Origin of the sequence: Aeromicrobium sp. (genome assembly GCF_049586495.1) — a bacterium.
In the GTDB taxonomy this organism is placed as follows: domain Bacteria; phylum Actinomycetota; class Actinomycetes; order Propionibacteriales; family Nocardioidaceae; genus Aeromicrobium.
The window spans coordinates 1-4,095 of the sequence record NZ_JBAVCB010000047.1; the positions used below are offsets into that span (position 1 = coordinate 1).

The 4,095-nt window shown below is 67.3% G+C and carries 6 protein-coding genes; 5 read left to right on the forward strand and 1 reads right to left on the reverse strand.

The window, feature by feature from the left end:
* Together WB508_RS02525 and WB508_RS02530 are read left to right on the forward strand one after the other, a co-directional pair.
* A partial coding sequence (locus tag WB508_RS02525) for an AMP-binding enzyme (RefSeq protein WP_423843303.1) occupies window positions 1-354 on the forward strand: 354 nt, incomplete at its 5' end.
* 46 nt (window positions 355-400) lie between these two features.
* On the forward strand, window positions 401-1,303 hold the full coding sequence (locus WB508_RS02530; protein ID WP_423843304.1) for an NAD(P)H-binding protein: 903 nt from the start codon (window positions 401-403) through the stop codon (window positions 1,301-1,303).
* Here the strand turns inward: WB508_RS02530 and WB508_RS02535 are convergent.
* On the reverse strand, window positions 1,295-2,011 hold the full coding sequence (locus WB508_RS02535) for a lysostaphin resistance A-like protein (RefSeq protein WP_423843305.1): 717 nt from the start codon (window positions 2,009-2,011) through the stop codon (window positions 1,295-1,297). The genes WB508_RS02530 and WB508_RS02535 overlap by 9 nt on opposite strands.
* 128 nt (window positions 2,012-2,139) lie before the next feature.
* On the opposite strand from WB508_RS02535, the gene purS reads away from it, so the two are divergent.
* The 3 genes from purS to WB508_RS02550 all read left to right on the forward strand — a co-directional run.
* The gene (gene purS, locus WB508_RS02540; protein WP_423843306.1) at window positions 2,140-2,382 is read left to right on the forward strand and encodes a phosphoribosylformylglycinamidine synthase subunit PurS; all 243 of its coding nucleotides are present in this window, start codon (window positions 2,140-2,142) and stop codon (window positions 2,380-2,382) included.
* Window positions 2,379-3,050: a phosphoribosylformylglycinamidine synthase subunit PurQ gene (gene purQ, locus WB508_RS02545; protein WP_423843307.1), complete on the forward strand. Its 672-nt coding sequence runs from the start codon at window positions 2,379-2,381 to the stop codon at window positions 3,048-3,050. The genes purS and purQ overlap by 4 nt, the downstream gene beginning before the upstream one ends.
* A 212-nt stretch (window positions 3,051-3,262) precedes the next feature.
* Window positions 3,263-4,095, forward strand: an 833-nt coding sequence (locus tag WB508_RS02550; RefSeq protein ID WP_423843308.1) for a DEAD/DEAH box helicase, incomplete at its 3' end; no start/stop codon positions are given.

Here is a 4,095-nt window from a genome sequence, read left to right on the forward strand (position 1 = left end):
TCCGGCGACCTGGCCAAGAAGGACGAGGACGGCTTCTACTACATCGTCGACCGGTCCAAGGACATGATCATCCGCGGCGGCTTCAACGTCTACCCGCGCGAGCTCGAGGAGGTGCTGATGTCCCACCCGGCGGTGTCGCTGGTCGCGGTCATTGGCGTGCCGCACGAGTCGCACGGCGAGGAGATCAAGGCATTCGTGGTGAAGAACAAGGATCACGACGACGTCTCCGAAGATGATCTGGTCGCCTGGGGCAAGGAGCAGTTCGCGGCGTACAAGTACCCGCGAACCGTGCAGTTCCTCGATGAGCTGCCGATGACGTCGACCGGGAAGATCCTCAAGCGCGAGCTGGCCTGAGCAGCGCTGCAAGCGCTGGCCTCCACGCCCGCCTATGGTGGACGGCATGGCGAAAGTTTTGGTCACAGGTGCGACAGGCTTCATCGGCGGCCGGCTCGTGCCGGCCCTCCTCGAGGACGGGCACGACGTCCGCGCGATGACCCGACGCCCCGACGCCTACGACGGGCCGGGTCAACCCGTGCAGGGAGACGTGCACGAGGCGGGCACGCTCGCCCCGGCGCTGGAGGGCATCGACGTCGCCGTGTATCTGATCCACTCGCTGGATGACAACGACTTCGAGAGCAAGGACGCCAAAGCCGCTCGTGCGTTCGGCCTGGCGGCGGCAGCGTGTGGCGTGAAGCAGATCGTCTACCTCGGCGGACTCGGCTCGGACGATCAGGACCTCTCGGCGCACCTGCGCTCGCGACGCGAGGTCGAACACATTCTGGGTGAGGCGGGCGTCCCGGTCACCGCCATGCGGGCCGCCGTGGTCGTCGGGCACGGCGGCATCTCCTGGGAGCTCACGCGCCAGCTGGTCAAGAATCTGCCCATGATGGTCGTGCCTCGCTGGGCCGTCACGCCGACGCAGCCCATCGGCATCGGCGACGCCGTCGCCTATCTGGCCGGTGTGGTCGACAACGACGAGGCCTTGGGACGGACGTTCGAGATCGGTGGCGCCGACCGTGTCACGTACCTGGAGATGATGCAGCAGGCCGCCGAGGAGATGCACGGACGCCGGTTGCCGATCAAGACCGTGCCGGTGCTGACGCCGGGCCTGTCGTCGCGCTGGATCGCCCTGGTGACCGATGTCGACACCACCACCGCCAAGAACTTGATCGACTCGATGTCGACCGAGGTCGTCGTGGACGACCACTCGATCGACGACCTGGTGCCGCGCGACGTCCTCACCTACCGGCAATCGGTCCGGCGCGCCCTCGATGACGCCGCGGCCGACACGTCGTCAGCGTAGGCCGAAGATCACCGGTAGCAGCAGCAGCATCGCCATCGACCACGTGCAGTGCGTGAGAATCGGGGCGAGGATGCCGCCTGAGGCCCGCCGCTGGAGCCCGACCACGACGCCGAGCAGGGCGGCAGCGAACGACAGCATGATGTTGCCGGTCGCTGCTGTCGCCACCGTGTAGGCCACGGTCGTCCACAGCACCGGGCGTCGGGTGATGGCGGCGTACGCCGCGCCGCGGAAGAACAGCTCCTCGGCGATGCCGTTCAAGATCGTGATCACGGCGAGGATCGGGAGGGAACCTTCGGTGGCGAATTTGAGGACGTTGCCGACCTGCGCGGCGAGCGGCTCGATCTGCCGCACGATCAACGCCCCGGCGACGAACACCCCGGCCATCGCCAACCCCAGCAAGATCGGCTGGATCACCGGCCGACGATGGTCGTCTCCGGTGATGGACGCGATACGCCCGAGGTGCAGTGGCCCAGACGCGAACGCCCCGACGGCCCACACGGCAGCCAACGCCACCGAGGACGGGTAGAACCACGGACTTCCTGGCTCGATGCGTATCGAAATGCCCAGAACGATCGCGCCGACGATCACCACGACCACCGTGGTGATCTGGCGGCGTCGCAGCGACGAGTCGCTCTGCTGATGATCGCGCGGCACGATGTGCCAGAGAGAACGCCCAAGGAAAGATTCGTCCAGCCACCGTCGAGCCACGCGCGATCCTCCCCTCAGTTCGTCACTCCGAGGCTAGCGGGGGAGTGGGCGTTCGGCAGGCCACGCGTCGATCGGGTACCTGCGCGGGGCCGATAGACTGGCGGGACCGACCACCAGGAGGAGCGCCCGTGGCCCGCGTCATCGTCGATGTCATGCCCAAGCCGGAGATTCTCGACCCCCAGGGCAAGGCCGTCCACGGCGCGTTGCCACGGCTCGGTTTCGACGGTGTCGTCGACGTCCGCCAGGGAAAGCGCTTCGAGCTGGAGGTCGATGAGGCCGACGAGAAGACCCTCGCCGAGGTGCACCAGATCGCCGAGACGCTGCTGTCGAACCCGGTGATCGAGGACTACACGGTGCGGGTGGAAGCGTGAAGATCGGCGTCGTCACCTTCCCCGGATCCCTGGACGACACTGACGCACAGCGCGCCGTGCGTCTGGGCGGCGGCGAGGCCGTCCGGCTGTGGCACGGCGACCACGACCTGCGCGGCGTCGACGCGGTCATCTTGCCCGGCGGCTTCTCCTACGGCGACTACCTGAGGTGCGGCGCCATCGCCCGGTTCTCCCCTGTCATGACCGAGGTCGTCGAGGCGGCGAACGGTGGCATGCCGGTGCTCGGCATCTGCAACGGCTTCCAGATCCTGTGCGAGTCGCACTTGCTGCCCGGCGCCCTGATCCGCAACGACCACCGCCAGTTCGTCTGCCGCGACCAGGAGCTCATCGTCGAGAACACCTCGACGCCATGGACCTCGGCGTTCGAGCTCGACCAGCAGATCACCATCCCGCTCAAGAACGGCGAGGGCGGCTTCGTCGCTGACGAGGGGACGCTCGACCGGCTCGAGGGCGAGGGCAACGTGGTCTTCCGCTACGTCGACGGCAACCCCAACGGATCGATGCGCGACATCGCGGGCATCACGAACGAGCGGGGCAACGTGGTCGGCCTGATGCCTCACCCGGAGCACGCGGTCGAGGACCTGTGCGGTCCGGGGACCGACGGCCTGACCTTCTTCACCTCGGCCGTGCAGGCCTTCACCAGCGTCTGACGCGAACACGCGGCCGTGACCCAACGCACAGTCGTACCGCGCCCCTGAATTCGTCGCCCCAGACCACGTACTGCTATGTTTGTGCATACGTGAACGCGCAGTTCAGCGCTGTTCCGGCCCGACTCGTCGTGCGATTCCGCACTGACTGGATCTTCGGGCATCCCTCCCGAATCGTCTGAGAGTCCTGTGTGAACCAGCCTGCTGGCAGCCCCATGTCCCACGACACCACGCTGCCCACCTTCTCCTCCTTCAACCTGCCTGACGGCCTGGTGCGCAAGCTCGCGCAGCAGCAGATCGTCACCCCCAGCCCCATCCAGATGGCCGTCATCCCCGACGCCCTCGACGGTCGCAACGTCCTCGGCCGCGCCCGCACCGGATCGGGAAAGACCCTGGCCTTCGGCCTGCCGGTGCTCGCACGCCTTGCGGGCCGCACCAGCCGCCCCAAGGCGCCTCGCGCGCTGATCTTGCTGCCGACCCGCGAGCTGGCCATCCAGGTGCACACCGCCCTGCTGCCGCTCGCGCAGAAGCTGGACCTCAAGCACACGACGGTGTACGGCGGCGTGCCGATCAACAAGCAGATCAACGCGTTGAAGAACGGCGTCGACATCGTCATCGCGACACCGGGACGCCTGACCGACCTGATCGACCGCCGCTGCATCACCTTGGCTGACATCGAGATCACGGTGCTCGACGAGGCGGACCACCTGTGCGATCTGGGCTTCTACAAGCCGATCGACGCCCTGCTGTCCAAAACTCCTCAGTCCAGCCAGCGTCTGCTGCTGTCGGCCACGCTCGACGGCGACGTCAACAAGCTGGTCCAGCGGCACCTGCCGCAGCACAGCCTGTTCGAGGTCGATCAGCTCGAGGACCAGGTCGACACCATGGAGCACCACGTGCTGGTCAGCGAGGCCACCGAGAAGACTCGCGCGGCCCACGCGCTGTTGAGTGCCAATCCGCGCAGCATCGTGTTCACCCGCACCCGTCGCGGAGCCACCCGGCTGGCGCGCCAGCTGACGCAGGGCGGCATCGACGCGGTGGACATGCA